General features: G+C 67.4%; 26 protein-coding genes. 11 read left to right on the top strand and 15 right to left on the bottom strand.

All coding sequences use genetic code 11. The features are described 5' to 3' along the window. Nucleotides 1-50: 50 nt before the first annotated feature. From ACWF99_RS15815 to ACWF99_RS15805, 3 genes are read right to left on the bottom strand one after another with little or no spacing between them, the layout of a single operon-like run. Nucleotides 51-848 (bottom strand): CoA-transferase subunit beta, encoded by a 798-nt coding sequence (locus ACWF99_RS15815; protein WP_378631653.1) that lies wholly within the window; start codon nucleotides 846-848, stop codon nucleotides 51-53. After that, nucleotides 848-1,735 (bottom strand): CoA transferase subunit A, encoded by an 888-nt coding sequence (locus ACWF99_RS15810; protein ID WP_452536627.1) that lies wholly within the window; start codon nucleotides 1,733-1,735, stop codon nucleotides 848-850. The genes ACWF99_RS15815 and ACWF99_RS15810 overlap by 1 nt, the downstream gene beginning before the upstream one ends. Further along, nucleotides 1,732-2,496 carry an enoyl-CoA hydratase family protein gene (locus tag ACWF99_RS15805; protein ID WP_056818882.1) on the bottom strand — a complete coding sequence of 255 codons (765 nt, stop codon included), beginning with the start codon at nucleotides 2,494-2,496 and terminating at the stop codon, nucleotides 1,732-1,734. Before ACWF99_RS15805 ends, ACWF99_RS15810 begins: the two co-directional genes overlap by 4 nt. A 70-nt stretch (nucleotides 2,497-2,566) precedes the next feature. Between ACWF99_RS15805 and ACWF99_RS15800 the strand changes: the two genes are divergently transcribed. The 5 genes from ACWF99_RS15800 (at nucleotide 2,567) to ACWF99_RS15780 (ending at nucleotide 7,466) form a co-directional block, all read left to right on the top strand. Next, on the top strand, nucleotides 2,567-3,343 hold the full coding sequence (locus ACWF99_RS15800) for an SDR family oxidoreductase (RefSeq protein ID WP_378631655.1): 777 nt from the start codon (nucleotides 2,567-2,569) through the stop codon (nucleotides 3,341-3,343). A 221-nt stretch (nucleotides 3,344-3,564) separates the two neighbouring features. Then, nucleotides 3,565-4,476, top strand: a complete 912-nt coding sequence (locus ACWF99_RS15795; protein ID WP_378631656.1) for an SDR family oxidoreductase — start codon at nucleotides 3,565-3,567, stop codon at nucleotides 4,474-4,476. A 202-nt stretch (nucleotides 4,477-4,678) separates the two neighbouring features. Continuing rightward, the gene (locus ACWF99_RS15790; RefSeq protein ID WP_452536429.1) at nucleotides 4,679-5,908 is read left to right on the top strand and encodes a hypothetical protein; all 1,230 of its coding nucleotides are present in this window, start codon (nucleotides 4,679-4,681) and stop codon (nucleotides 5,906-5,908) included. Between the two features lie 11 nt (nucleotides 5,909-5,919). Then, nucleotides 5,920-6,435, top strand: a complete 516-nt coding sequence (locus ACWF99_RS15785; protein WP_378631659.1) for an ImmA/IrrE family metallo-endopeptidase — start codon at nucleotides 5,920-5,922, stop codon at nucleotides 6,433-6,435. Further along, nucleotides 6,432-7,466: a hypothetical protein gene (locus ACWF99_RS15780; RefSeq protein ID WP_378631661.1), complete on the top strand. Its 1,035-nt coding sequence runs from the start codon at nucleotides 6,432-6,434 to the stop codon at nucleotides 7,464-7,466. Before ACWF99_RS15785 ends, ACWF99_RS15780 begins: the two co-directional genes overlap by 4 nt. A gap of 127 nt (nucleotides 7,467-7,593) precedes the next feature. Here ACWF99_RS15780 and ACWF99_RS15775 read toward each other — a convergent pair whose 3' ends face one another. Beyond that, nucleotides 7,594-8,010, bottom strand: a complete 417-nt coding sequence (locus tag ACWF99_RS15775) for a helix-turn-helix domain-containing protein (RefSeq protein WP_019044759.1) — start codon at nucleotides 8,008-8,010, stop codon at nucleotides 7,594-7,596. A 365-nt stretch (nucleotides 8,011-8,375) separates the two neighbouring features. Continuing rightward, entirely contained in the window at nucleotides 8,376-9,539 is a 1,164-nt protein-coding gene (locus ACWF99_RS15770; RefSeq protein WP_378631662.1) for a steroid 3-ketoacyl-CoA thiolase, read from the bottom strand. A 132-nt stretch (nucleotides 9,540-9,671) separates the two neighbouring features. Here ACWF99_RS15770 and ACWF99_RS15765 point away from each other — a divergent pair, with 132 nt between their 5' ends. Next, nucleotides 9,672-10,961 carry a cytochrome P450 gene (locus ACWF99_RS15765; protein ID WP_378631664.1) on the top strand — a complete coding sequence of 430 codons (1,290 nt, stop codon included), beginning with the start codon at nucleotides 9,672-9,674 and terminating at the stop codon, nucleotides 10,959-10,961. A gap of 60 nt (nucleotides 10,962-11,021) precedes the next feature. Here ACWF99_RS15765 and ACWF99_RS15760 read toward each other — a convergent pair whose 3' ends face one another. From ACWF99_RS15760 to ACWF99_RS15740, 5 genes are read right to left on the bottom strand one after another with little or no spacing between them, the layout of a single operon-like run. Beyond that, entirely contained in the window at nucleotides 11,022-11,438 is a 417-nt protein-coding gene (locus ACWF99_RS15760) for a nuclear transport factor 2 family protein (protein ID WP_378631666.1), read from the bottom strand. Beyond that, the gene (locus ACWF99_RS15755) at nucleotides 11,435-12,325 is read right to left on the bottom strand and encodes a TIGR03619 family F420-dependent LLM class oxidoreductase (protein ID WP_378631667.1); all 891 of its coding nucleotides are present in this window, start codon (nucleotides 12,323-12,325) and stop codon (nucleotides 11,435-11,437) included. Before ACWF99_RS15755 ends, ACWF99_RS15760 begins: the two co-directional genes overlap by 4 nt. Next, the gene (locus ACWF99_RS15750; RefSeq protein ID WP_378631669.1) at nucleotides 12,322-13,491 is read right to left on the bottom strand and encodes a thiolase domain-containing protein; all 1,170 of its coding nucleotides are present in this window, start codon (nucleotides 13,489-13,491) and stop codon (nucleotides 12,322-12,324) included. Before ACWF99_RS15750 ends, ACWF99_RS15755 begins: the two co-directional genes overlap by 4 nt. Next, nucleotides 13,488-14,483, bottom strand: a complete 996-nt coding sequence (locus ACWF99_RS15745) for a thiolase domain-containing protein (protein ID WP_378632448.1) — start codon at nucleotides 14,481-14,483, stop codon at nucleotides 13,488-13,490. The genes ACWF99_RS15750 and ACWF99_RS15745 overlap by 4 nt, the downstream gene beginning before the upstream one ends. 46 nt (nucleotides 14,484-14,529) lie before the next feature. Continuing rightward, nucleotides 14,530-15,495, bottom strand: coding sequence for a Zn-ribbon domain-containing OB-fold protein (locus ACWF99_RS15740; protein WP_378631670.1), 966 nt, complete (start codon nucleotides 15,493-15,495; stop codon nucleotides 14,530-14,532). Nucleotides 15,496-15,555: 60 nt separating this feature from the next. On the opposite strand from ACWF99_RS15740, the gene ACWF99_RS15735 reads away from it, so the two are divergent. Continuing rightward, nucleotides 15,556-16,593, top strand: a complete 1,038-nt coding sequence (locus tag ACWF99_RS15735; protein ID WP_452536425.1) for an LLM class F420-dependent oxidoreductase — start codon at nucleotides 15,556-15,558, stop codon at nucleotides 16,591-16,593. Between the two features lie 21 nt (nucleotides 16,594-16,614). After that, the gene (locus ACWF99_RS15730; RefSeq protein ID WP_378631673.1) at nucleotides 16,615-18,147 is read left to right on the top strand and encodes an acyl-CoA synthetase; all 1,533 of its coding nucleotides are present in this window, start codon (nucleotides 16,615-16,617) and stop codon (nucleotides 18,145-18,147) included. A 14-nt stretch (nucleotides 18,148-18,161) separates the two neighbouring features. On the opposite strand, the gene ACWF99_RS15725 is transcribed toward ACWF99_RS15730, so the two are convergent. Then, a complete protein-coding gene (locus tag ACWF99_RS15725) occupies nucleotides 18,162-19,160 on the bottom strand; it encodes a sigma-70 family RNA polymerase sigma factor (protein ID WP_378631675.1) in 999 nt (332 codons plus the stop codon). Nucleotides 19,161-19,309: 149 nt separating this feature from the next. Here ACWF99_RS15725 and ACWF99_RS15720 point away from each other — a divergent pair, with 149 nt between their 5' ends. Beyond that, nucleotides 19,310-19,726, top strand: a complete 417-nt coding sequence (locus ACWF99_RS15720; protein ID WP_378631677.1) for a VOC family protein — start codon at nucleotides 19,310-19,312, stop codon at nucleotides 19,724-19,726. A 79-nt stretch (nucleotides 19,727-19,805) separates the two neighbouring features. Here the strand turns inward: ACWF99_RS15720 and ACWF99_RS15715 are convergent, their stop codons facing one another. Continuing rightward, nucleotides 19,806-20,588 (bottom strand): crotonase/enoyl-CoA hydratase family protein, encoded by a 783-nt coding sequence (locus tag ACWF99_RS15715; RefSeq protein WP_378631678.1) that lies wholly within the window; start codon nucleotides 20,586-20,588, stop codon nucleotides 19,806-19,808. Between the two features lie 61 nt (nucleotides 20,589-20,649). Between ACWF99_RS15715 and ACWF99_RS15710 the strand changes: the two genes are divergently transcribed. Further along, on the top strand, nucleotides 20,650-22,293 hold the full coding sequence (locus ACWF99_RS15710; RefSeq protein WP_378658150.1) for an acyl-CoA synthetase: 1,644 nt from the start codon (nucleotides 20,650-20,652) through the stop codon (nucleotides 22,291-22,293). Nucleotides 22,294-22,380: 87 nt separating this feature from the next. Here ACWF99_RS15710 and ACWF99_RS15705 read toward each other — a convergent pair whose 3' ends face one another. Then, a complete protein-coding gene (locus ACWF99_RS15705) occupies nucleotides 22,381-23,559 on the bottom strand; it encodes an FAD-dependent oxidoreductase (RefSeq protein WP_452536422.1) in 1,179 nt (392 codons plus the stop codon). A gap of 99 nt (nucleotides 23,560-23,658) precedes the next feature. Here ACWF99_RS15705 and ACWF99_RS15700 point away from each other — a divergent pair, with 99 nt between their 5' ends. Continuing rightward, a complete protein-coding gene (locus ACWF99_RS15700; RefSeq protein ID WP_452536420.1) occupies nucleotides 23,659-24,300 on the top strand; it encodes a TetR/AcrR family transcriptional regulator in 642 nt (213 codons plus the stop codon). 79 nt (nucleotides 24,301-24,379) lie between these two features. Here the strand turns inward: ACWF99_RS15700 and ACWF99_RS15695 are convergent, their stop codons facing one another. Further along, a complete protein-coding gene (locus tag ACWF99_RS15695; protein WP_452536418.1) occupies nucleotides 24,380-25,477 on the bottom strand; it encodes an acyl-CoA dehydrogenase family protein in 1,098 nt (365 codons plus the stop codon). A gap of 22 nt (nucleotides 25,478-25,499) precedes the next feature. Continuing rightward, nucleotides 25,500-26,693 carry an acyl-CoA dehydrogenase family protein gene (locus tag ACWF99_RS15690; protein ID WP_378631686.1) on the bottom strand — a complete coding sequence of 398 codons (1,194 nt, stop codon included), beginning with the start codon at nucleotides 26,691-26,693 and terminating at the stop codon, nucleotides 25,500-25,502. Nucleotides 26,694-26,724 lie beyond the last annotated feature (31 nt).

Raw genomic sequence — 26,724 nt, 5'->3', positions numbered from 1 at the left:
CGGGCGGCCTGCGTGGTTACGCTCCGCTGCCGCCTCCGGCCGCTGACCGCTCACGCCGCTACTTCCTTCTCACGGAAACCCTTGGGATCGAGCACGGTTCGGATGATCCGCAGCTCTTCCTCGGTCGGCAGCCTGGTCTCGCCCGCCGAACCCAGCTCGGCGATCTCGAACGAGGTGTTCTCAGCGACCTCTTCCGGGCTCACGCCGGGGTGTAGCGACAGCGCGCGCAGGGTGTGATCGGGGCCGTCGAAGTCGAACACGCCCAGATTGGTCACCACCCGGTGCAGGTGGTGGAAGCGGTACGCCGGGTTCTCGGGATCGATTCGGTCGTAACCGATTCCGGAGATGATGTCGACGTTCTCGACGAACACCCGATTGTTGTGCCGGGGCACGAAGTAGCTCGTCGCGTGGTTGATCGTGTTGCCGGGAGCGCCACGCACACCGAACATCTGGCGCGTGGGCTGCTGCAGCGGACCGAAAGCCGACAGGTTCTGGTTGCCGAACCGGTCGAGCTGATTCGCGCCCATCACCACATGGCGACGGCCGGAAGCGACCACGTCGAACACCCGGGAGAACGGAATCCAGCCCTCGACAGGAGCTTTCGCGCCGATCGCCGGTACCTCGGCGAAGAACAGCGCCTCACCGTCGGAGAGCAGCAGGTCGGGTTCGAAGGTGAGCCGGGCCAGCCGGGCGCCGATGGTGGTGACCGTCGACATCGGGCTGGCCATGATCTCACCGGCCCCGCGGAAGATTTCCGCGGCGGCGACGACGCAGACCTCAGCACGAGTAATAGGCCCGCCCGTCACCCGACCGCCGCCCCCCACGGAATCGCTTTGCGATGCTGTCATCATTTCTGCTCCTCAGCGAACGCGGCTACGGCGGACTGGTATTCCTCTTCGGAGACATCCAGGTAGCGAGCCTTGAACTCGGCCCACGACTCCGGCGTCTTCGCGGCCGCCACATAGTGCTTCTGAAACTTCTCATCGCGCCCGTAGCTGCCGGAGAAGGTGAAGTGCGCGCCGCCGGGCGACTCGACCACACCGTCGACCAGCATGCGGTTGAGGATGATCGCCTGTTGCGGAACGGCTTTCACCAGTTCCTCGGTTTCGACGATGCGATCCACCGAGATGTAGCGACGCTCCGCCGCCAGGCAGTACAGATCATCGAAGTACGGATCGACGCCCGTGTAGGCGGCGTTGCCGTGCTTGTCGGCCAGATCCAGGTGGACGAACGACGCGTCGAGGTTCAGCGCGGGCATCGCGACCAGTGTCTCGACGCGACCGTCGGCGGCGGGATACGGCGACGCGACGGTCTTCAGCTCGCCCTCCCAGAAGTCGAGCACCGCCGATCCGAGCCCGGCCCGGATCGGCAGGAAGGGCAGTCGTGCGGCGGCCGCTTGCAGCCCGCACTTCACCATTCCCTCGTCCATCTCGCGCACGGTGATCGCGCCCTCGGTGCGCGCCTTCGCGAACCACGGGTCGTAGAACGGCGCCGAATCCAGCGAGACGAACCCGTAGTACGCCTTGCGGACCTTGCCCGCCGAACACAGCAGACCCAGGTCGGGACCGCCGTAGGTGACCACGGTCAGGTCGGTGACATCGGAGCGCAGCAGTGCGCGCACCAGCGCCATCGGCTTGCGCCGTGAACCCCAGCCGCCGATGCCGATGGTCATGCCGCTGCGCAGCTCGCCGACCACCTCGTCGAGGGTCATTCTCTTGTCGCGCATGGCTTTCAGCTCTCCTTCTTCTGCGCGGCGAGATCGTCGTCGAAGCGCGCCCTGATCTCGTCGGCGACACCGGCGAGGTTGAGCTCCATCGTGAAGCCCTGTTCGTAGCGGTAGGAACGGTGCACGTCCTGCACGTCGATGCCGTTGAGCGCGCGTTTGGCGGCGCGGATCACGCGGCCGTCCTTGTTCGCGATGTTCTTCGCGACGTCCATCGCGGCGGCGTCGAGTTCGGCGCGCGGCACCACCTTGTACACCGAGCCGAAGTGGTGCAGCTGCTGGGCGGTGAGCTTGCCCGCGGTGTAGAACATGGTGCGCATCAGGTGCTGGGGGACCAGCCGGGACAGGTGCGTGGCGGCGCCGAGCGCGCCACGGTCCACCTCGGGCAGACCGAAGGTGGCGTCGTCGGAGGCGACGATGACGTCGGAGTTACCGACCAGGCCGATGCCGCCGCCGAGGCAGAAGCCGTTCACGGCAGTGACCACGGGCACCTCGCAGTCGTAGACCGCGGCGAAGGCGTCGAAACAGCCGTGGTTGGCGCGGATCAGCGCGGTATGGCCGACGTCGGCGTTCATCTCCTTGATGTCGACGCCCGCGTTGAACCCGCGGCCTTCCGCGCGCAGCACGACCACCCGGGTCTCCTGGTTGCGGCCCGCTGCCCGGACGGCGTCGGCCAGTGCGAACCAGCCGTCCGAGGGCAGGGCGTTGACCGGCGGGTAGTCGACTGTGACGACCTCTACCCCGTCGGCTTCGGTGTGACGGTTTATCCCCATCGCGATGTCTCCTCGTGCGCGCCCCGGCGAACCCGAGACAAAGCAAGCAATTGCTTGGTAGGTTAACACGGTGGCTGTAGAAATCGACCTTTCCGAGCAGATCGTTCTGGTGACGGGTGGCGTCCGAGGTGTCGGCGCCGGAATCAGCCGGGCCTTCCTCGCCGCGGGCGCGACGGTGCTGACCTGCGCACGCAGACCGGCAGACGAGCCGATCACGGTGGGGGACCGCGGCACCGAACACCTCACCTGCGATGTGCGCGATGCCGACGCGGTGCCGGCCATGTTCGCCGAGATCGTCGCCAGGCACGGCCGGATCGACCATGTGGTGAACAACGCGGGTGGCGCGCCGTTCGCGATGGCCGACGCCGCGAGCCCCAAATTCCACGCCAAGATCGTGGAGCTGAACCTCCTCGCGCCGCTGCTGATCTCGCAGCAGGCGAACGCGTTGATGCAGGACCAGGACGCGGGCGGCTCGATCGTGATGATCACCAGCGTCAGCGGCCACCGGCCCTCGCCCGGCACCGCCGCCTACGGCGCGGCCAAGGCGGGCCTGGACAACCTGGTCTCCTCGCTGGCCGTCGAATGGGCCCCGAAGGTCCGGCTCAACTCGGTAGTGGTCGGCCCGGTGGAAACCGAACTCAGCCACCTGCACTACGGCGACGCCGACGGAGTCGCCGCCGTCGCGAAGACCGTCCCCCTCGGCCGCCTCGCCAATCCCGCCGACGTCGGCAACGCGGCGCTGTTCCTGGCCTCCCCCCTGGCCGCCCACATCAGCGGCGCCGCCCTGCTAGTCCACGGCGGCGGCGAACGCCCCGCCTTCCTCGACGCCGCCAACGCCAACAACTAGCCGCCGATGCGAACCCGCAGTAGTCATCCCGTCCAGCGACTGAACATTCCCCACCTGCCGCAACCAACGCCACCCACCCAACCCAACCACCACGATTTTCGGCCGCCTCGCATCCGAAGGGCGAGACGGAACGCCGAAGGCGCAGTATCGCCCTTCGGATGCGAGGCCCTCAGGGCCGAAAATCCCGCGGCGCCAGCCGCCGACAAACACAGGAGCTACACATGACTGACCAGGTGATCTGCGCAGGCCGCACCGTAATCGTCACCGGCGCAGGCCGCGGAATAGGCCGCGCCCACGCCCTGGCCTTCGCCGCAGCGGGCGCCCGCGTGGTGGTCAACGATGTCGGCACCGCGCTCGACGGTGCCGCGACCACGGAAACCCCCGCCCAGCAGGTCGTCGACGAGATCGTCGCGGCCGGTGGTGAGGCCGTCGCCAACTACGACGACGTCGCCGATTGGGAAGGCGCCCGCCGCCTGATCCGTCAGGCTGTCGACACCTTCGGCGGCCTCGACGTGCTGGTCAACAACGCGGGCTTCGTGCGCGACCGCATGCTGGTGAACCTCGGCGAGGACGAGTGGGACGCTGTCGTCCGCGTGCACCTCAAGGGCCACTTCGCCACCATGCGGCACGCGGCCGAGTACTGGCGGGGCGAGTCGAAGGCGGGTCGCCCGGTGGATGCCCGCGTGATCAACACCAGCTCCGGTGCCGGTCTGCAGGGCAGCGTCGGCCAGGGCAATTACGGCGCCGCCAAGGCGGGTATCGCGGGTCTCACACTGACCGCGTCGGCCGAGTTCGGGCGCTACGGCGTGACCGTGAACGCCATCGCTCCCGCCGCCCGCACCCGGATGACCGAGACGGTCTTCGCCGACACCATGGCCGCCCCCGACGCGGGCTTCGACGCGATGGCGCCGGAGAACATCTCGCCGCTGGTGGTGTGGCTCGGCAGCACCGAATCCGCCGGGGTGACCGGCCGGATGTTCGAGGTAGAGGGCGGAAAGGTGGCGCTGGCGCAGGGCTGGATGCACGGCACCCCGGTCGATCGCGGCGCTCGCTGGAACCCCGCCGAACTGGGTCCGGTCGTCAAGGAACTGATCGAGAAGAGCACCCCGCCGGAGCCTGTTTACGGCGCATAGCAAACTTTGAGGCGTGCGGCCGGGGAAAAGTCCCCGGCCTGCACTTATGGCATGTCACACACGTCCAGGGGGCTGGACGACTCTTGCTCTCTTCTGCGGTCCCGGGACCGTGGGTTTACTATGGGCTACTGTTCGTCGATCCCGGAATGTGTCGCGACCGGGGGTAATTCTGCGCTGAATAACTAAGGGGATGATCTAGCGCATGGCCATTGGTCGCATGTTGCGCGTGTTTGCCGCTGCGAGTGTGCTGGCCGGCTGTGCGCTGTTAGGGCCCGCGGTCGCCATGGCCGCCCCGGAAAAGCCGCCGACGCCTGCCGCGCAGGCACCCGGTAGCGGAAGCTCCGGACAGGGCAACGGCAGCGGTGGCAACGGCGGTCAGAGCACCCCGACTCCCAAGCCCGATGAGCTCAGCCTGCCCGGTCAGGGCAATGGCCAGGCGACCAACCCCGCTCCCGGAGCCGACCCGGTCGGCCCACAGTCGGGCGCCCCGGTCGCCGACGAAGGCGAATGGACCCCGCTCACCATCCCCGGCCAGTCCAGCGCTGACGTCCCCAAGAAAGAAGTCGCGGGCCCGCTCTCCGGATCAGCCGCCGCTGGCGCGGGTTCTGCCGCCGCGGGTTCGGCCGCCGCGGGCGTGGTTCTCGGTACCGGTTCCGCGGGCCTCGGAGTGCTGCTCGGTACCGGTTCGGCGGGCCTCGGGGTGGTTCTCGGTACCGGTTCCGCGGGCGCGGCCGCCATCCTCGGTACCGGTTCGGCAGGCGCGGCCGCAGTTCTCGGTACCGGTTCGGCCGGTGCCGCCGCCGTTCTCGGCACGGGTTCGGCCGGTGCCGCGGCGGTACTCGGTACCGGCTCGGCCGCAGTCGGCTCGGCCGCCGCGGGTACCGGTTCGGCGGCGCTCGGTGCGGGCTCGGCTGTCCTCGGAACAGGTTCTGCCGCAGTGGGTTCCGCTGCTGCCGGTTCCGCCGCGGTAGGTTCCGCGGGTGCGGGCTCGGCCGCTGTCGGGTCCGCCGCTGTCGGTTCGGCGGCGGTCGGCTCGGCCTCGCCCCTGCTGTTGTTGCTGATCCCGATCCCTTCGGTCCCGGCTGTACCGGCGCTTCCGTCGATCGCGATCCCACCCACTCCCGCGGTCCCTGGTGTCCCGAATATCGCTGTGGCAGTGCCTGTTCCGGCCGCCGCACCACCGGCGGCCGAGGCTCCGGCTCCCGCCGCGCCACCCGCTGCGGCGGCACCGGCGGCCAAGCCGAGCCACGAGTTCAAGCCGACCAGTGACAACAGCGGCCTGCCCGAACCCGAACTCCTGTCGGTGATCGGCGGCCTGATAGCGCTCACGCTGGCCGGAACCGGTTCGGGCGCAGTGAGTTTCCAAGGTGCCGCGGCAGCCCAAGCGCGGGTGAACGCGGCGCGTGCCGAGTTCTTCGGACCGAGGTCGTGAGGGGATCTTCGATGAGTAAGAGCAAGACCCAGAGCACCTCCCGGTCCTATCGCCGCGTCGCCGCCGCCGTCGACGCGGTGTGCGCGGTGGCCGCCGACTCCGACGCCACCAGCCTCGACGAAGTGGTCCATGCCATCTCGCTGGAGCGGAAACGTGAAATCGAGATCACCAGCGCGAACCTCGGCCCCGGCGTGTGCGGTCAGCGCCGGTTCTACCCCGAACGCGACATCATCGTGCTCGCCGACGCTCTCCCGAGTCGCGATCACACCCTCGCCCACGAACTCGGCCACATCGTCTTCGACCACGAGGGCGCGCCCGCGGTGGAGACGACCCTCGAGGTCAGCGACGATCTGATCGCCTACATGCTCAGCCAGCGCGCCCACGCGCAGATCGTCGACGACGGCGCCGACGATCTCGCCGAATGGGAAGCCGAGACCTTCGCGGCCATGCTCATGACGCGCCTGCGCGTATTCAGCAACCGGGGCGCAGGCGTCTCGGTCCTTCGATTCGATGAGGCACTCGGATGACACTCTGGTTGACAGCCCTGCTGGTCTGGGTTGCCGCGGGTGCGCGAGTGGGTCGCGTGCTGGTGAAGCCCGCGACGACCGCCCGCGTGGCCATCGTCGTCGCGGTCGCCGCTGTGGCACTCGCGGTCACCGTCGCCATTCCCGAGATGGCTGTTGCCATCGACAATCTGATGAAGGGCGGTGTGCACAGCGGCTGGCTGTCCACCGGTCTCGTGATCTCCGCCTGGATCCTGTTCACCACGGCCACCTCGGTGGTGGCCTCGGCCGCGTGGCCGGTGGTCTCGCGACGCAACCTGCGCCAGGTCGCGATGGTCGTGTACGGCATCGGCGCGGTGGCGATCGCGATCACTCTGGCGTGGTCGTTCACCTTCGGCTGGATCATGGTCGCGCTGGGCGCGGTGTTCATCGTGACCACCGGCCTGCGCAACCTGGACTGGACGATCCTCGGGCGTGGCATCGCCATCTACATCACCGGTACGGCGCTGGTCGCGGTGCTCGCCGTCGCCAATGTGGGTCGCGCGTTCCAGAATGCCGCGCCGACGCCGCCCAACGAACCGCTGTGGGGCTGGGCCGCGTGGGAGATCGCGGCGCTGCTGATCGCGCTCGGTGCCGTGTCGATCGTGATCGAGCTGTGGTGGCGGGCCAAGCTCCTGCTGCGCAAGATCCGTCCGCTGCACCAGTTGATGGTCGGCCGGTTCCCTGAGGTGGTCGCGCCCGAACAGAACGCCACCTCGGCACAGCTCAAGGCTTCCGATCACATGGCACAGGTGATGGACGCGCTGTATCTGCTCTCCGGCAGCGGCATCGTGATCCCGGCGGCCGGTGAGCCGCCGAGTTCGGTGCCGCAGCGGGCCGCGGTGGTGGCCGAGTGGGCGCGAAATCCGTTGGGGGACTTGTTCGTCGACGCTCGGTGGATCGCACCGCCGCCCGGCATCAGCCCCCGCGGCTGGGTGCTGGCGCTGTCGAATCAGTACGAGTACGCGGTGGCCGACGCGAAGACGGCACCGCAGAACGCCGCTTCCTCGACCTAGGCCGAACGCAGAAAACGGGCCTGAGCTGGTGTTTCCACCGTCTCAGGCCCGTTGTCTGCGTATCCGACGTATTTACGGCCGTACCCAGGACACCATCAGGTGCGTCAGGCCGGCCGCTGCGTGGATCCTATTCTGTTCCGTCCGGAGGAATTTCGGGCAAGCCTTCGCTGGCCCGTAGCTTCTCCGCCATCGAGGTGAGCAGATTCTGTGATTCTTCGGACAGGTCGAATGCCCTACTCGACAGTCGACGAAGTCCATAACCCTGCAGCTGCGCGAGCAGCTCCAGGTCGTGATCGATCTTGGCCGCGTAGATATCGTTGAAGAAGTAGTCAGGCTTGACCTTGAAGAACTTCGCCAGGGCGGCCACCGTCTCGTCGGACGGATTCGTTCGTTGTCCCGACCGCAACTGCGAGAGATACGGCTTCGAGATCGGATGCCCGGAGGCAGTCAGCGCAGCCGCAACCTCTGCGTTGGTGTGCGGCTTGCGCCCCGGGGGATGCACGGTTTCGAACAGCTTGTTCAGCCGCGCCGCGAAATCAGCCATTGTGAGCCGCCCAATTCCCTTCACTGTACTAACAGTCGTTATCTCGGATACGTATCATTGATATTAGCGGCTCAGTAACTGAAAACCTACGCCTGATTGGGGATTTCTCTACGATTTCCGACGCTTACCTGCGTGCAGGGGCGGCGGCGGTCGCGTTTGCGGGTCGCGCCAACGACTCTTGTGGAGCGCCGGGGTCCCCGGGTTCGTGCCCGTCGCAGGGTTCTTCCACCATGCCCCCATGATAGCCCTAAGATAGCTGACATCTCATGATCCCCCTGCCCCCCGTGACTTTGTGGCGTACGACACGTTCCGGGCGCCCTGGGATGAATGTTCAACCTGGGCGCCCGGTTTCGGTAAGGGCCAGTCTACAGGCGCTCGATGATGGTGCCCGTCGCGAGTGCGCCGCCGGCGCACATGAGCACCATGGCAGTGCCCTGACCTGTGCGTTCGAGTTCGTGTAACGCGGTCGTGATCAATCGGGAGCCGGTAGAGCCCACAGGATGCCCGATTGCGATCGCGCCGCCGTTGACATTTACCCGTTCCATGTCAGGTTGATGTACGGCAGCCCACGAAAGTGCGACCGACGCGAATGCTTCGTTGATCTCGAATAGATCGATATCGCCAATCGTCATTCCGGAGCGCTCGAGCAGTCGGGTGCACGCCTGCACCGGGCCGTCCAGATGGAACTCCGGTTCGGCGCCGACGAGTACCTGGGTGTGAATCCGGGCGCGCGGACGCAAACCCTTTCGGCGCGCGACGGTTTCGTCCATCAGCAGCACGGCGGCGGCGCCGTCGGAGATCTGCGACGAGGTGCCCGCGGTGTGGATGCCGTCGGCCACGACCGGTTTCAGTGCCGCCAGCCCTTCGCGGGTGGTCGCGCGCAGACCCTGATCGCGGGCGACCTCCACCTTTTCGCCGGTGGCCGCGCCCTCGCTGTCGAGTACCGGCGCCGAGACCGGAAGCACCTCGCGGTCGTAGCGGCCCTCGGCCCACGCCTTGGCCGCCAATTGCTGAGAGCGCAAACCGAATTCGTCGATATCGGACCGGGTGATCCCGCGCCTGCGGGCGATGCGCTCGGCGGCGCCGAACTGGTCGGGCAGATCGATCGACCACGACGCGGGCCGTCGCGGCCCCGCCTCGGTGCCGACATTGGCGCCGAGCGGCACCCGGCTCATCGCTTCGACGCCGCATGCGACGCCGACGTCGATCGCGCCGGTGGCGATGAGGCCCGCGATGAGGTGGTTGGCCTGCTGGGCCGAGCCGCACTGGGCGTCGATCGTGGTCGCGCCGGTCTGCCACGGCAGGCCCGCGTGCAGCCAGGCGACGCGGGTGACGTTGTTGGATTGCTCGCCCGCCTGGGTGACGCAGCCGCCGATCACCTGCTCGACCTCGGCCGGGTCGAGGCCCGCCCGGTCGAGTAGTCCGCGCTGGGCCAGGCCGAGCAATTCGGCGGCGTGCAGTCCCGAAAGTTGCCCTCGACGTTTGCCGATGGGGGTCCGCACGGCCTCGACGATCACGGGTGTGCCCATGTGATTCTCCCTTATAACTGCAACAGGTTCTGATCTTGAGCTCAGGGTAAAACCGCGAGGTTCTTCCGTCGCGGCGACCGCTATGCTTGAATGATTATAGAACGTGTTTCAGTTTGTCGAAGGAGACATCTGGTGGTAGATCCGAGCACCGAACACGCCGGCCCTGTGACGGGTGCCCGGCCGAACCTGCCGGACGGGTTCGACGTTACCGACCCGGCCATCTACGCCGAGCGGATTCCGGCCGAGGAGTTTGCCGAACTGCGTCGTACGGCCCCGATCTGGTGGAACCCGCAGTCGCCCGAGGTGGGCGGGTTCCATGACGACGGCTTCTGGGTGGTGAGCAAGCACGCCGACGTCAAAGAGGTGTCGCGCCGCAGCGATGTGTTCTCCACTTTCGAGAACACCGCGATCCCGCGCTTCAACGATGACATCCAGCGCGAGCAGATCGAACTACAGCGCTTCGTCCTGTTGAACAAGGACGCCCCCGAGCACACCAAGCTGCGCAAGCTGATCGCCAAGGGCTTCACCCCGCGCGCGATCAACGGCCTGCGCGCCGAACTCTCGGCCCGTGCCGAAGGCATCGTGAAGCGGGCGGCCGAGTCCGGCAGCGGTGACTTCGTCACCCAGGTGGCGTGTGAGCTGCCGCTGCAGGCGATCGCCGAACTGATCGGTGTGCCGCAGGAGGACCGGATGAAGGTCTTCGACTGGTCCAACGACATGACCAGCTACGACGATCCGGACAGCACTGCCGATCCGGTCGCCGCGTCGATGGAGATCCTCGGCTACGCCTACCAGATGGCCGAGGCCAGGAAGGCCTGTCCGGCCGACGATCTGGTGACCACGCTGATCGAGGCCGACGTCGACGGCGAGCACCTCACGCCGGAGGAATTCGGCTTCTTCGTGATCGTCCTGGCCGTCGCGGGCAACGAGACGACACGCAACGCCATCACGCACGGCATGATCGCCTTCATGGAGAACCCCGACCAGTGGGAGTTGTTCAAGAAGGAGCGCCCCGCCACCGCGGCGGACGAGATCATCCGCTGGGCGACCCCGGTGACCTCCTTCCAGCGCACCGCGCTCGAGGACACCGAACTCGGCGGCGTGCAGATCAAGAAGGGCCAGCGCCTGGTCATGCTGTACCGCTCGGCAAACTTCGACGAAGAGGTTTTCGAGAACCCGGAGAAGTTCGACATCACCCGCACCGACAACCAGCACCTGGCCTTCGGCGGCACCGGCGCCCATTTCTGCGTCGGCGCGAACCTGGCTCGGCTCGAGGTCGATCTGATCTTCAACGCGATTGCTGATCATCTGCCCGATATCACGCAGATCGGTGATCCGAAACGTCTGCGTTCGGGTTGGCTCAATGGGATCAAGGAGCTGCCGGTCGATTACAAGTCCACCGGTTGCCCCGTCGCGCACTGAGTCGCTGACAACGAGAACAGCCCGAGACCGAAAGGTCCCGGGCTGTTCTCGCGTTTGCCGCTATGCGACGGGACGCGTGGTCGCTACCGCGCGGTCCACTTCCCAGAAAGCGCGCAAAGCGGCGATCTTTCCCTCGGCGTCGACCTTGTAGGTGAACACACCCTCGGCGTCGATGACGTGGCCGGCCATGGTGGTGCGGATCAGGCCGGTGAAGGCGATTTCGTTCCCGCAGGCGAAAGAGTCCTCGAAGCGGAATTCGATGGATTCGGTGAGGGCGATGGCCTTGTCCCAGAAAGCGCCGATGGCCTCGTGGCCGCGGTGGCCGACACCCTCGGGGTCGAAACCCGAAGGACCGACGGGATCTTCGACGATGCCGTCCTCGGCGAACAGGGCGACCCAGGCCGCCCGGTCCTTCGCTCTGACCGCGGCCTGGGATGCCAGGCCCGCGGCACGGGCGGTGCGTTCGATGGTGGTCATGGCTGCACCTTCGCGATGATGGGGTCGGCGATGTACTTCTCGGCGAACTTGCGCAGCGAGTCCTGCTTGGCCGCCAGCTCGCCGTCGAACCCGATGCCGTCGGCCAGCCACGGCACCACGATGTTGTCGGTGACGCCCGCGTCGGCCAGGTCCTGATAGCCGTCGCGGCCGAACTTGTCGATGCAGACGGACTGGATCTCGAAGGGCTCCCCGGACCGGCCGTACTCGGCACGCAGGTCGCGCAGCGTGCCGATGGTGGTGACCAGGTCGTCGAACTTCATCATCGCCGAGGTCCAGCCGTCACCGATGCGGGCGGCCCGGCGCAGCGCCGGGCCGGTGTGCCCGCCGATGTAGAACGGCACCCGCTCGCTCGGCGCGGGGCTCATCTGCAGCTGATCGAAATCGAAGAACTCGCCGTGGAATTCGACCATGCCGCCGTCGAGGACGAGCCGGATGACCTCGATCATCTCGTCGACTCTGGCGCCGCGGCGCGCGTACGGGACACCGCACCATTCGAATTCCTCAGGCGCCCAGCCGATCCCGATGCCGAACCCGAACCGGTTGCCCGACAGGTTGGCGATCGAGCCGACCTGTCGGGCCAGCAGCAGCGGATTGCGCGAGCCGAGCTTGAGAACATTGGTGTAGAAGCGCAGGTTCGTGGTGACCGCGGCCATGGACGCGGCGGCGATCAGCGGATCCACCCACGGAGTCTCCGGGCCCCAGAAGCGACTGCCGTCGGGGGTGTACGGGTAGTCGGCGGCCTGCGACTTCATGTAGAACAGCGAATCGGGCAGGCCGATGGAGGTGAACCCGCATTCTTCGGCCGTCTTGGCCAGCTCGGTGAGCTGATCCAAGGGGCTCAGTGCGACACCGAGGGTGAATTTCATGCCGGACGCTCGCTTCCCACGACCCACATCGAGAAGTACTGGGAGCCACCGCCGTACGCATGGCCGAGGGCCTTGCGCGCGTTCGGCACCTGGTACGCACCCGCGCGGCCCATCACCTGCTTGGCCGCTTCGGCGAACCGGATCAGGCCGGAGGCGCCGATCGGGTTGGACGAGAGGACGCCGCCCGACGGGTTCACCGGAATGCGCCCGCCGATCTCCGTCTCACCCTTGTCGGTGAGCTTCCAGCCGTCGCCCTCGGCCGCGAAGCCGAGATTCTCGAGCCACATCGGCTCGAACCAGGAGAACGGCACGTAGATCTCGGCGACGTCGATCTCTTCCAGGGGGTCGGTGATCCCGGCCGACTTCCACAGGGCCGTGGCCGCGTCCCGGCCCGCCTGCGGATTCACCTGGTCGCGGCCGGAGAAGGTGGTCGGCTCGGTGCGCATCGCGGTGCCGTGTACCCAGGCCACCTTCTTGCCCTCGGCTTCGACCACCGCGGCGGCCTCGGCATCGCCGATCACCACGGCGCACGCGCCGTCCGACGACGGGCAGGTCTCATCGAAACGGATGGGATCCCAGAGCATTTGGGATGCCAGTACCGACTCGAGGGTGATGTCGGGCTGATGCAGGTGTGCGAGCGGGTTCTTCGCGCCGTTGCGTCGATCCTTCACCGCCACCATCGCGCCGATGTGCAGTGGTGCGTTCGAGCGACGGATGTAGGAGCGCACGTGGGGGGCGAAATAGCCGCCCGCGCCCGCGCCGACCGGCATGGTGAACGGCACCGGAATCGACAACGCCCACATGGCATTCGACTCCGACTGCTTCTCCCAGGCGATGGCGAGGACGCGCTTGTGCACCCCACCCTGCACCAGGTTGGCGGCGACGACGCCGGTCGATCCGCCGACCGAGCCCGCGGTGTGCACGCGGATCAACGGCTTGCCCGCCGCGCCGAGCGCCTCGGCCATGTACAGCTCGGGCATCATGACGCCCTCGAAGAAGTCGGGGGCCTTGCCGACGACGACAGCGTCGATATCGGCGATGGTCAGACCCGCGTCATCGAGTGCGCGATCGATGGCCTCACGGCACATGCCCGACATGGACACGTCCGTACGTTTTGTCACGTGATGGGTTTGGCCGGTGCCGAGCACCGCTGCGGGGAAGCTCACTTGACCTCCATGACGGCGACCAGATTCTGTTGCAGCGCAGGGCCGCTGGTCGCATGAGCGAGGGTCCGGTTCGCGGTGCCGGACATGATGGCTTGGGCGGCGCTGCCGATTCGTTCGAGACCCGCGGCGAACATCGGATTGGCGGCGAGGGCGCCGCCGGAGGGGTTGATCCGGGTGTCCGCGGACAGTCCGATCGCTTCCGCGAGGATCAACTGCTGGTGACTGAACGGCGCGTGCAGCTCGGCCACGTCGAAGGTGGTGTTGCCGCCGGTCGCCACCGCGGCCGCCTTGGTGGTGGAGGGCGAGCGGGTCAGGTCGCGACCGCCGAGCGCCTGGGCGTCGATGTTGTGCGCGATTCCGGTGATCCACGCGGGCCGCTCGCAGAGCTCCCGCGCGCGATCGCCGACCGCGAGCACGATCGCGGCCGCGCCGTCGGTGATCGGCGCGATGTCGTGGGCGCGCAGCGGGTCGGCCACATAGGGTGCGCCGAGGTCACCGCCCGCGACCGCCGCCATGTCCTGCTCGGTCCACCGGCCGGAGTCCAGACCGGCACGTGCCTGCAGACCCGCGATCGAGACCGCGTCGGGCCACATCGGCGCGACCAGGTAGGGATCGAGCTGCATGGTCAGCACCTGGCGCAGCGTGCCGGCCGACGACTTGCCGAAGCCGTACACGAGTGCGGTCTGCGCCTGTCCGGAACGCAGCTTCACCCATGCTTCGTAGAGCGCCCATGCGGCGTCCATCTCCACGTGCGATTCGTTGATCGGCGGGACGGCGCCGATCGCATCGATCGCCGAGATGAACGAGAACGCGCGTCCGGCAAGGAAGTCGGAGGACCCCGAGCACCAGAAGTCGATATCGGACTTGGTGATGCCGAGATCGGCGTAGAGCTGCTGGAAGCACGGCACGAGCATCTCGACGCCGTTGGTGGTGCCGTGGGTTTCGGGTACGTGTGGTGCGTGGGCGAAGCCCACCACCGCGATCTCGGGCAGGCTCGCGTCGCTGCCGGAGGATGCTGATGTGGTCAACGTCGCCTCTCTAGAGGTGGTGCTGGTAGGACTCGTAGGGAGCGTCGGGCTCCCCGGTGGGCCGGAAGTGGTCGATATTGGCCAGCGTGTGGCCCCACTCCTCGCGGGGTTTCCACACCGCCTCGACCTGCATGCCCATCCGCACCTCGTCGGCCGCACAGCCGAGGATCAGGTGCAGGACCGGGATGTCGGCGCCGTCGAGGAGCACATAGGCGGCCACGTACGGCGGCTTGATCCGCTGGCCGAGGAACGGCACGTTGACGATGCAGAAGGTGGTCACCGTGCCCTTGTCGGACAGCTCGACCAGATCGTCGGTGGGTCTGCCGTCGGTCGGGTTGGCGCCGCGCGGCGGGAAGTACACCCGCCCGCCCGCTTCGGAGCGGCCGCCGATGAGCTTGCCTTCGGCCAGTCCGCGCAGGTAGACGCTCTCCTGGGGAGAGGCCGTGTGCTTGTAGTCGAGGTCGACGGGCGTGGTCAGGATGGTGATCGGTGTTTGTTCGGAGTAGTCGGCGGGGCTGGTGCGCTCGCCGGGTTCGAAGCAGGCGATGTCCTGGATGCGGCCGGTTCGCTCGTCGGCCCAGCGGGCACTGACCCGCATTCCGGTGCTGAGTTGTCCCGGGTCGGTCACGTCCAGGGCATGCAGCAACGCCGTGTCGGCGCCGTCGAGCTGGATCAGCGCCCAGGCGAACGGGCGGTCGAACGGCTGGCCGGGCAATGGCTCGGACACCCACGTCCAGGACGTGACGGTGCCGGTCGCCGCGACCTCGACCAGTTCGGCCAGCGCCGCGCTGGTGTGTGGATCGTATTCGGGCGGTGGCACGAGTATTCGCCCGTCGCTGCCGCGCGCGCCGAGTATCCGGCGTTCGCGCAGTCCGGTCAGAAAAGCGCCGATGATGGGTCCGACGGACCTGGTGTAGTCGAATCGCACCCTCAGGGGTGCACTCAATACTTCCACTGCGGTATTCCCCTGGGTCACGATATCGAGTAGAACAGGTTCTTATTCTGCTCGCAAGGATTCGCCGAAAGGGCGCCGATCATGAAATTCGGATTGCAACTCGGATACTGGGGCGCGCAGCCGCCCGCCAACGCAGGCGAGCTGGTGGTCGCGGCCGAGGAAACCGGCTTCGACGCGGTGTTCGCGGCCGAGTCCTGGGGCTCGGACGCCTTCACGCCACTGGCCTGGTGGGGCTCGTCCACCGAGCGCGTGCGACTGGGCACCTCGGTGGCGCAGATGTCGGCCCGCACCCCCGCGGCGGCCGCGATGCACGCGCTCACGCTCGATCACCTCAGCGGCGGCCGGGCAGTTCTCGGCCTCGGCGTCTCCGGCCCGCAGGTGGTGGAGGGCTGGTACGGCCAGCCCTTCGCGCAGCCGCTGCGGCGTACGCGCGAGTACGTCGACATCGTGCGCAAGGTGCTGGCCCGCGAGGCGCCGGTGACGTCGGACGGCAAGCATTACGGCCTGCCCTACACGGGCCCCGCCGCGACCGGGCTCGGCAAGCCGCTCAAGCCGATCGTGCATCCGCTGCGCGCCGATCTGCCGATCTGGCTGGGTGCGGAGGGCCCGAAGAACGTCGCACAGACCGCTGAGATCGCCGACGGCTGGCTCGCGATCTACTACGCACCCCGACTGGCCGGGATGTACAACGAGTGGCTCGACGAGGGCTTCGCGCGGCCGGGCGCGCGCCGTTCGCGCGACGACTTCGAGATCGCGGCGAGCGCGCAGGTGGTGATCACCGACGATCCGGCGGGCGAGATCGAGCGGATGCGCTGGGTGAGCGCGCTCTACATCGGCGGCATGGGCGCGCCGGAGCTGAATTTCCACGCCCAGGTGTACAAGCGGATGGGCTACGCCGCCGAGGTCGACGAGATCTCCGCGCTGTTCCAGGCGGGGCGCAAGGCCGAGGCCGCGGCGGCGGTGCCCGACGAGCTGATCACCGACACCGCGATCTTCGGCGACGAGACGCATGTGCGCTCCCGGTTGAAGGAATGGGAGGACGCGGGCGTGACGATGATGCTGATCTCGGTCTCGGATGCCGAACAAATGCGTCGGCTCCAACCCCTTGTCACCATGTAGAACACGTTCTAAATTCGAAGGGTGAGCCAGCAGACAACGGAAGTCCTCGGACTGTGGAATATCGCCGAGGCCGATCCCGAACGGATCGCCCTCGTCGACCCGGACGGTAGAGAGATCAGCTATCGAGAATTGGCCACCCTCGCCAACCGGTACGCCAACGGGCTACGCGGCATCGGATTGCGCACCGGCGACGTGGTGGTCAGCATGCTGCACAACGGGGTCGAGGCGATCGCCGCGTACTTCGCCGCCTACCAGGCCGGTTTCTATATCGTCGCGGTGAACTGGCACCTCACCGCGCCGGAGATCGCCTACATCCTCGGCGACAGCGAGGCGTCGGCGTTCCTGGCCAGTGAGCGGTTCGCCGACACCGCGGCCGAGGCCGCCGACCTCGCCGAACTGTCCGCCGACGCCCGTTTCTCGGCGGGCACCATCCCAGGCTTCCGGCCGGTGTCCTGGCTCGGCGCCGCCGACACCGGTCGTCCGGACGAGCGGTCCATCGGCGCGCCGATGCTCTACACCTCGGGCACCACCGGTCGGCCCAAGGGCGTTCGCCGCCCGCTGACCGGCGCGGATCCCGATGTCGTTCCCGCGGCCAACCAGGCCTACTTCAGCCTGTTCGGCCTCGGTCCCTACGACGATCACGTGCACATCTGCGGCTCGCCGCTCTATCACACGGCCGTGCTGAACAACTCGACGATCTCGATCCAGATGGGGCACAAGCTCGTGCTGATGGATCGCTGGGACGCCGAGGGCATGCTCGCGCTGATCGAGAAGTACAAGGTCACCCACAGTCACATGGTGCCCACGCAGTTCAACCGGCTGCTGGCCCTGCCCGACGAGGTGCGGGCCCGCTACGACATGTCCTCGCTGCGCAGCATGATCCACGGTGCGGCGCCGTGCCCGCCGGACACCAAGCGACGCATGCTCGAGTGGTGGGGACCGGTCGTCACCGAGTACTACGCCGCGACCGAGGGCGGCGGCACGGTGATCACCGGCGCCGAGTGGCTGGAAAAGCCGGGCTCGGTGGGCAAGGCGTGGCCGTGGTCGGTGGTGAAGGTGCTCGACGAGCAGGACGGCACCGAACTGCCCGCGGGCAAAGAGGGCCTGATCTACATGAAGATGGGCGCATCCAGCTTCGAGTACCACAAGGCCAAGGAGAAGACCGAGGAGTCGCGCGTCGGTGAGATGTTCACCGTCGGCGACATCGGCTACTTCGACGCCGACGGTTACCTGTTTCTCTGCGACCGGCGTTCGGATCTGATCCTGTCCGGTGGGGTGAACATCTACCCGGCCGAGATCGAGGGCGTGCTGATGAGCCACCCGAAGATCGCCGATGTGGCGGTTCTCGGTGTGCCCGACCCGGATTGGGGTCAGCAGGTGAAGGCGTTCGTGCAACCGGTGCCCGGCACCGAGGGCAGCGACGAACTCACCACCGACATCCTCGAATTCGCCGCGAGCCAGCTCGCGAAGTACAAGCTGCCCCGCACGGTGGAATACCGTGCGGAGCTGCCCCGCGATCCCAACGGAAAGCTGTACAAGCGCCGCCTGCTCTGAATTGGCGTTCCCGCTCAGACGGGCTCGCGCCACTCCGGCTCGAGCCCGAAGAGCGGGAACAGGCGCTGGGTGTCGAGGAAGAAGTTGAGGCCGGCGATGGTGTCGCCCTCGAGTTCGAGCACCGTGATCGACCACGGCACCCAGACGCCGGGCTCCTCGCTCGGCTTGTAGTGGCCGAAGGCGGGCGAACCGTTGGCGCCGACCAGCGGCACCATCCGCGAATTGCGGCACGCGCTGCCCGTGCTGAGCATGAACGCGGCCACGTTCTCCGGGCCCGAGATCCAGAGATCGAACGGCGGCATCGACAGCGCCACATCGGCTTTGAGCAGGGTGGTGAGCGCGTCCATGTCGTAGGCCTCGAACGCCTTGACGAAATCGTCGATCAGTTTGCGCTGATCCGGATCGGTCTCGTCGAAGCTGTCGGCCACGGTCGGCTGCACCTTCGACATGGTGGCCCTGGCCCGCTGCAGCGCACTGTTCACCGACGCCGGCGACATCATCAGCGCCTCGGCGGTCTCACCCGCGGAGAAGCGCAGCACCTCACGCATGATCAGGATCGCGCGCTGAGTGGCGGGCAGGTGCTGGCACGCCGCGACGAAGGCCAGGCGCAGCGTGTCCCTGGTGGAGGCATGGTCGGCCGGGTCGGCGCCGAAGGCCAGCGCGTTCGGGATCGGCTCGATCCACACGTAGTCGGGCTGGGGCATGGGCAGCGGTGAATCCGGGCGGCCCGGCCCGTTGAGATCCATCGGTCTGGCACGACTCTGGGGACGGTCGAGCATGTCCAGACAGATATTGGTGGCGATCTTGTAGAGCCACGAGCGCAGACTCGCGCGGCCCTCGAAGGAATCGTAGGAGCGCCAGGCGCGGGTGAAGGTTTCCTGCACCGCGTCTTCGGCCTCGAAGGAGGACCCGAGCATCCGGTAGGCATACGCGCACAACTCGCGCCGATGCGTCTCGAATTCGGCGAGTACAGCGGGATCAGGGCCGGTGGTGGCGGTTGTGGCGTCGCTCATAGTTTCACGATGCCACAGGGGTCCGACAGCCGACAGAGGCGAAAACGGGCTATCGCGATTTCGCGAACTTCGCGCGGTTGCGATGAATCCGCGTCGACCGCCACGTCTACATGTTCGAGACCGCAACGACGCCCCGAAAGGCTGATCCCATGAGCAACAAGATGATCTTCATCAACCTCCCCGTCGCCGACCTCGACCGCTCCAAAGGCTTCTACGAGGCGCTCGGCTGGAAGGTGAACGAGGACTTCACCGATCAGAACGCGGCCTGCATCGTCGTCGACGACAACATCTGCCTGATGCTGCTGACCAAGGACTTCTTCACCACGTTCAGCAAGCGCCCGATCGCTGATACCGGGGCTGCTATCGGTGCCGCTTACGCGTTGTCACTCGGCAGCGCAGCGGAGGTCGACGCGCTCACCGACGCGGCTGTGGCGGCGGGTGCCGCCGAAGAGGTGAACGACGACAAGAAGGCGCAGGAGGCTCAGGTCGGGATGCACGGTCGGACGTTCATCGACCCGGATGGGCACCAGTGGGAGCCGTTCTTCATGGACTACCCGGGGGCGTGACGACGCGAGCGCCGGCACGCTCGAGCGCGGCCCCATGGGGGGCCGCGCCGTGCGGGGGCGGGAGTGGGGTTATGGCGGATCAGGTGCCGGAGAAGTTCGGCTTGCGCTTCTCGGCGAAGGCTCGCGGGCCTTCCTTGGCATCGGCTGATCTGAACACCTCGATGCCGATCTTCGCCTCGATGGGGAACGCCTCGTTCTCCGGCATGGCCTCGGTTTCGCGCAGGGTGCGCAGCATCGCCTGGACGGCGAGCGGGCCGTTGTCGGCGATCTGGCCTGCCAGCGCCAAGGCTTTGTCGAGGGCGGTTCCGTCGGGGACCACATGGCCGATCAGGCCGATGTCCTTGGCCTCGGCAGCGGTGATGTGCCGACCGGTCAGCAGCAGATCGGCGGCCACGGTGTACGGGATCTGCCGGGCCAGCCGCACCGCGGAACCACCCAGCGGGAACAGGCCCCACCGGGCCTCGGAGACGCCGAACTTGGCGCTTTCCCCGGCCACGCGCAGGTCGGTGCCCTGCAGGATCTCGGTGCCACCGGCGATGGCCGGGCCCTCGACTGCCGCGATCAGCGGCTTGGCCAGTCGCCGTCCCTTCAGCAGCGCGGGGAGGTAGGCCGGGTCCCAGCTGCCGCTGGCGGCGGTGTCCCCCGGATGCGACGAGCTCATCGCCTTCAGATCCATCCCCGCGCAGAAGGCCCCGCCCGCACCGGTGAGGATCGCGACGCGGATGTCGGGATCGCTGTCCACTTGGTTCCAGGCGTCGAGCATGATCGCCATCATCTCGCTGGACAGGGCGTTGCGGGCCTCCGGCCGATTCATGGTGACGATGAGGACATGGTCGCGCTTCTCGACCAGGCAGTGGGCCATTTTCGTACTCCTGACAAGTTGAGTCTTGTCAGAAACAGTAACACGTTCTATTTTTGTCCTTGTGAGCTACAACATAGCCGATCTCGTCGAACATGCCGTCGACTTGATGCCCGACCGGATCGTGCTGGTCGGCGAACATCGAGAATCGACCTACGCCGAACTGGAGGAGCGGGCCAACAAGTTGGCCCACTACCTGCTGGAACAGGGTGTGCGTCCCGGCGACAAAGTCGGAATCTATTCCAGGAACACTGTCGAGGCCGTCGAAGCGATGGTGGCCGTCTTCAAGGCCAGGGCGGTGATGATCAACGTCAACTTCCGCTACGTCGAGAACGAGTTACTGCACATCTTCGACAACTCCGACATGGTCGCGCTGATCCACGAGCGCCGCTACACCGACAAGGTGGCGGCGGTGCGGGAGAAGGTGCCGGGCCTGAAGACGGTGATCGTGGTCGAGGACGGCACCGATGGGCCCACGGGCGCGGACACCGTGGAGTACGAAGCGGCGCTGGCCGATTCGTCGGGTGAACGAGACTTCGGTGAGCGCTCGCCCGACGACATCTACATGCTCTACACCGGTGGTACCACGGGGCTGCCCAAGGGTGTGATGTGGCGGCACGAGGATGTCTGGCGCGTCCTCGGCGCTGGCATCAACTTCGTCACCGGCGAGTACGTCAAGGACGAATGGGAGCTGGCCAAGGTCGGCGCGGCCAACCCGCAGATGGTGCGGTTCCCGATCCCGCCGATGATCCACGGCGGCTCGCAGTGGGCCACCTTCCACAGCCTGTTCGGCGGTGGCAAGGCCGTGATGATTCCCGAGTTCAGCGGGCACGGTGTGTGGCAGGCCGTCGACAAGCACGGCATCAACCTGATCTTCATCACCGGTGACGCGATGGCGCGCCCGATGCTCGACGCTCTCGCCGAAGGCAACCCGGAAACCGGTGAGCCCTACGATCTTTCGACCCTGTACGTGCTGGCCAGCAGTGCGGCGCTGTTCTCGCCGTCGCTCAAGGACAAGTTCCTCGAGGTGCTGCCCAACCGGATGATCTCCGACTCCATCGGCTCCTCGGAGACCGGTTTCGGTGGACTCTCCCTGGTCGCCAAGGGCGCCACCCACACCGGTGGTCCCCGGGTGAAGATCGACGCGGCCACCCAGGTGCTCGACGAGGATGGCAATCCGGTCGAAGCGGGTTCCGGCGTCGTCGGCCTGCTGGCGCGCAGCGGGCACATCCCGCTCGGCTACTACAAGGACGAGGTCAAGTCGGCCGCGACGTTCAAGGTGATCAACGGGGTTCGTTTCGCGATTCCCGGTGACTACGCCCGCGTCGAGGAGGACGGCTCGGTCACCATGCTCGGCCGTGGTTCGGTGAGCATCAACAGCGGTGGCGAGAAGATCTACCCCGAAGAGGTGGAGGGCGCTCTCAAGGCCCACCCCGATGTCTTCGACGCCCTCGTCGTCGGCGTCGAAGACGCCCGCTGGGGCCAGCGCGTCGTGGCCGTGGTTCAGTGCCGTGGCGACCAGCGCCCCACGCTGGCCGACCTGAAACCGGTACTGGCCCAGGAGATCGCGTCGTACAAGCAGCCACGCAGCCTGTGGTTCGTCGATGAGATCAAGCGCTCGCCCGCGGGCAAGCCGGACTACCGCTGGGCCAAGTCCCAGACGGACGAACGCCCCGCCGACGAACACGCTGAGGCGGGTTCGGCCTAGCACCCGCTCCTCACGAAGCCCGCCCGGCAGCGTCGCCGGGCGGGCTTTCGTCGTGTTCGAAAACAGTTGCGGACAACCGGGTTCCGGTCAGCGATTGTCGAGTTCCGAGAGTTGGTAGGCCAATCGGCCACGCACCGCGGGGATGCGGCTGAGAAGGCGCAGGGCGGTGTTGCGCGCGAAGCGGATCGGCGCGGACTGGAAAGTGGCCATCGTGGTCATCCGATCGGTGAACGCCACGACGTCGAGGGCGATCGGCCTGCGGACGGTTTCGTAGGTATCGAGGATCGAATCAGGTTCGCCTGCGGTGACTTTCGTCAGGAGGGTGGCGAGCAGGCCGGCGTCCTGGATGCCGGTGTTCATGCCCTGTCCGCCTGCCGGGCTGTGCACGTGGGCGGCGTCGCCTGCCAGGAAGATGTGGCCTGCGCGGTAGTGGTCGGCTACGCGGTGGTGGACGCGGAAGCGGGAGCTCCACAGGACCTCGTCGACTCGGATGTCGCCTGCGGGGCCGCGTGTGTTCAGGAGGGCCTGGACGTCGTCGAGGGTGGGGTGTTCGGGGGCCTCGTCGACGGTGGCCACGACGCGGTAGCGGTTGGCCTCGTCGTCGGGGAGCGGGGCGACGACGGTGACGCCTTCGGGGGAGAGGTGCAGCGAGACCTCGGTGCGCGGGGTCGGCCAGCTCATGCGGGCGTCGGCCAGGATGAACGACGCGGGGTAGGTGCCGCCGGTGAAGCCGATGCCCGTTTGCTCGCGCACGACGCTGTGCATGCCGTCGGCGCCGATGACGTAGTCGGCCCTGATCACGCCTTGCCGGTCGTGCTCATCGGTGTATTCGACAGTCACGCTGCTGTTTTCGCCGGTGACGCGGGTGACGGTGAGCGGCCGGTGCACGGTGCCGCCCAGCTTGTGCAGCCGGTCGAGCAGAACCTGCTCGGTGACGTCCTGCGGCACCATCAGCGTGTACGGGAACGCGGTGGGCAGATCGCCGAACTCGATGGTGGCCAACGTCTTCGCGCCGTCGTGGAGCTTGAACGTCGGCACCTTGATGCCGCGTTCGACGAGTTCATTCGCGATACCGAGCCCGTCGAGCACCTCGAGCGTCCTGGCATGCACCACCGCGGCCCGAGATGTGTTGGCGCCCTCGCCGAGTCGGTCGAGCAGGACATGGTCGACGCCGGCTTCGGCGAGCACGATCGCGGCGGTGAGCCCGGCGGGACCCGCGCCGACGATGACGACGGAGGTGGCTTCGGGCAGTGAGGTGGCGGGCATTTCGACTCCTGGTCAACGCTTGTTTGCCAACGCTTGTAGGCATAACGGTAAACCCGCTCACGGATGAAAGTCAACAGTTGTTGGCATACAATCGTTGACATGCCTGACCAGGAGATTCCCACCCGTCGTTCCGACGCGACGAAGGCCGCCATCCTCGCGGCCGCCCGTGCCCGCTTCGCCGCCGACGGCTACGCCAAGGCCACGATCCGCGCGATCGCCGCCGACGCCGAGATCGATCCCTCGATGGTGATGCGCTATTTCGGCAGCAAGGACGGCCTCTTCGCCGCCGCAGCCCAGATCGCCCTGGACCTCCCCGACCTGAGCGCCGCCGACCCGAACGCCATGGGCGAGTTGATGATCCGCCGATTCCTCGAGATCTGGGAGGGCAACGACAACACCGTTCTGCTGATCCTGCTGCGCTCCTCGATCACCGACGACGCGGTCGCGGCCCGATTCCGCGAGATCTTCGCCGACCAGGTCCTGCCCGCCGTCCTCCGCTTCGGCACCCCCACCGACGCCCCCCGCCGTGCCGCGCTGATCGTCACCCAACTCCTGGGTCTTGCCCTGTGTCGCTACGTCCTGCGGCTGCCCCCGGTGGTCGCGCTCACTCCGCGACAGATTATCGAAGACATCGCCCCCACCCTCCAGCGCTACTTGACTGCGGCGGCGACCGTCGATGAGGCAGCGGAGTATGTGCGGGACACGAGTGCGGAGCTGAACGCGCGACTGTCCTCGCAATGACCGGGTCGTCGGCGTGAAGACGCGAAAAGGGCCGGTACCGATCGGATTCGATCGGTACCGGCCCTAGGACGAGAGTGGGCTAGTTCGCCAGCTCGGCGCCCAAGGCGAGGAGGTGGGGAGTTGCTCCGCCGAGCGCGAATTCGTTGTGCTTGGCGGCGGTGAAGTAGTTGTGGGTGATGTGGTCGCGGTCGATACCGAGGCCGCCGTGGATGTGGACGACGGTGTGGGCGACCTTGTGCCCGGCCTCGGCCGCCCAGAACTTGGCGATGTGAATGGACTCGGCGGCGGGGAGGTCCTCCGCGAGGCGCCAGGCGGCCTGGGTGACGGTGAGGCGCAGACCGCCGATGTCGATGTAGGCGTCGGACAGGCGCTGGGCCACCGACTGGAACGAACCGATCGGCTTGCCGAACTGTTCGCGGGTGCGGGTGTGCTCGGCGGTCAGCTCGAGTGCGCGCTCCAGCGTGCCGAGTTGCAGGGCCGACAGGCCGAGCCAGGCGTGTTCGCGCAGCCAGGTGAGGATGTCGGCGCCCGCCTCGATGCTGCCGAGCAGTTCGGCCGGGGTGGCGGCGAGATCGACGGCGAACTCGGGGCTCAGGTCGACGATCTGCTGGGCGGTGCGGGTGACCGAAGCGTGCTCCGGATCGACCACGAAGACGCCGACACCGGTGGAGGTGATGGCGGGCACCAGGATTCGTTCGGCGCGATCGGCGACGGCGACCGTGGTCGCGGTACCGGTGAGCGTCCACCCGGCGCCGGCGGGCTCGGCGACGATCCCGGGCGCGTCGGTGGTGGCGCGCAGCTCCTCGGCGAGCGCGGCGGTGAGCACGATCTCACCGGCGCCCGCCCGCGCGGCCAGCTGCTGCTGGGCGGCATTACCGAACTTCGCCAGCGCGCCCGCGCCGAGGACGATCGACCACAGGTAGGGCACCGCGGCGACCACACGGCCGAGTTCACGCAGGATCGCGGTCTGCTCGAGCATGCCGAAATCGCTGCCGCCCAGGGCTTCCGGCAACGCGGCGGCCAGCACGCCGGTCTCGGCGAGCGACTTCCAGAGCTGCTCGTCGAAGCGGGCAGCGGTGTCGAGTTCGCGCAGACGATCGGCGGTGACGAGCTTGGCGCAGATCTCGCCGGTCAGCCGGGCGAGATCGGTCTGGGCTTCGGTGGGAGTGAAATCCATGGGGAGATACCGGCTTTCGGGATCAGCGGGCGGACGCGGGCTGGCGCAGGGCGGTCATGGCGATGATGTCGCGCTGGACCTCGTTGGTGCCGCCGCCGAAGGTGAGAATCAGTGCGGCGCGGTGCATCCGCTCGAGCCGGCCGAGCAGTGCGGCGCCGGGGGAGTCCTGGCGCAGGTACGCGTGGGGGCCGACGACCTCCATCAGCAGGCGGTAGGCCTCGGTGGAGAGTTCGGTGCCGTAGACCTTGCAGGCGGAGGCGTCCCACGGCTTCGGCGCGGCCTCGCCGCCCTGATCGGCGCGGCTGGCGATCTCCCAGTTCAGCAGCTTGAGGTATTCGACCTTGGCGTGCACCCGAGCCAGGTTGAGCCGGGCCCATTCCTGGTCGATCACGCGCTTGCCGTTGGGCAGAGTCGTTTCCCGGGCCCACTCGACGGTCTGCGCGACCGCCAGCGCCAACGGGCCTGCCGAGGTGAGGGCGACGCGCTCATGATTGAGCTGATTGGTGATCAGCGACCAGCCGCCGTTCTCCGGGCCGACCACCGACGAGACGGGTACCCGCACGTCCTGGTAGTAGGTGGCGCTGGTGTCGGGTCCGGCCATCGTGTGCACCGGCGTCCAGGAGAACCCGTCGACGTCGGTCGGCACGATGAGCATCGTGATGCCCTTGTGCTTCTTGGCGGTCGGATCGGTGCGCACGGCCAGCCAGATGTAGTCGGCGTAGGCGATGAGGCTGGTCCACATCTTCTGGCCGTTGATGACGAAGTCGTCGCCGTCGCGAACCGCGGTGGTCCGCAGTGAGGCCAGGTCGGTACCGGCGCCCGGCTCGGAGTAGCCGATGGCGAAGTGCAGCTCACCGGAGGCGATCTTGGGCAGGAAGAACTTCTTCTGCTCCTCGGTGCCGTACTGCATGATCGTCGGCGCCACGGAATTGAGCGTCAGGAAGGGGACCGGCGCGCCCGCGATGGCCGCTTCCTCGACGAAGATCAGCTGATCCATCGTGGTGCGGTCCTGGCCGCCGTACTCCTTGGGCCAGCTCAGGGTGAGCCAGCCGTCGCGGCCCATCTCGCGCACGACCTCGCGGTAGACGTTGCCGGAGCCGTATTCGCCGGTCGTCATGCTCAGCGCCGCGCGGCGTTGCGGCGTCATCAGCTTCGCGAAATATTCGCGCAGCTCGGCGCGCAATTCTTCCTGCTGCGGCGTATACGCGACGCGCATGCTTCCTACCTCGGTGTCGAGCTGAAAGGGC

The sequence above is a fragment of the Nocardia sp. NPDC055002 genome, assembly GCF_053608825.1.
The sequence above is the reverse complement of the archived record's forward strand: the minus strand, read 5'-3'. Positions and strand labels throughout refer to the sequence as shown.